The following is a 586-nucleotide window of genomic DNA, read 5'->3' on the forward strand; positions in this document are numbered from 1 at the left end:
CGCCGCCCTGCAGATCAACGCCCGTGAAAGCGTGGCGATGCTTGCCCGGCAACTGGGCATTGCGCGCACCACCGTGACTTCACGGTTGGCGCGGCTGGAGAAGGCCAAGGTGATCACCGGTTATGGCGTGCGTCTGGGGCAGCGCGTGGTCGATGGCGGGTTGCAAGCGTATGTCGGGATCAAGGTGCAGCCGCGTTCCGGCAAGGAAGTGTTGCGCCGGCTGAGCGCGATGGCGCAGGTGCAGCAGTTGTGTGCGGTGAGTGGCGAATTTGATTATGTGGCGTGGTTGCGCACCGACTCGCCGGAGCAGCTGGATCAGTTGCTGGATCAGATTGGCAGTGTGGATGGGGTGGAGAAGACGACAACGTCGATCATTTTGAGTAGCAAGATCGATCGGGGGCAGCCAGTTTAAATGTGTTGGCTGAGAGGGACTCTTCGCGAGCAGGTTCGCTTCTACATCTGGTCGATATGCAGTCACCCATCGTCATATTGATCAGTTAAATGGCAAAACGACGACACATTGCGTCTTATTAACGTGTTCCACGCTCCCTAGAATGGCTGGCATCTTTTCCTATACTCAGACGCG

At 57.5% G+C, this 586-nt stretch carries 1 protein-coding gene; it reads left to right on the top strand.

Annotated features, from left to right (window positions below):
* Positions 1 to 412, top strand: a 412-nt coding sequence (locus HT737_RS12720) for an Lrp/AsnC family transcriptional regulator (RefSeq protein WP_182402731.1), incomplete at its 5' end; no start/stop codon positions are given.
* Positions 413 to 586 lie beyond the last annotated feature (174 nt).

The sequence above is a fragment of the Pseudomonas sp. MD195_PC81_125 genome (assembly GCF_014060985.1).
Taxonomy (GTDB): Bacteria; Pseudomonadota; Gammaproteobacteria; order Pseudomonadales; family Pseudomonadaceae; genus Aquipseudomonas; species Aquipseudomonas parakoreensis.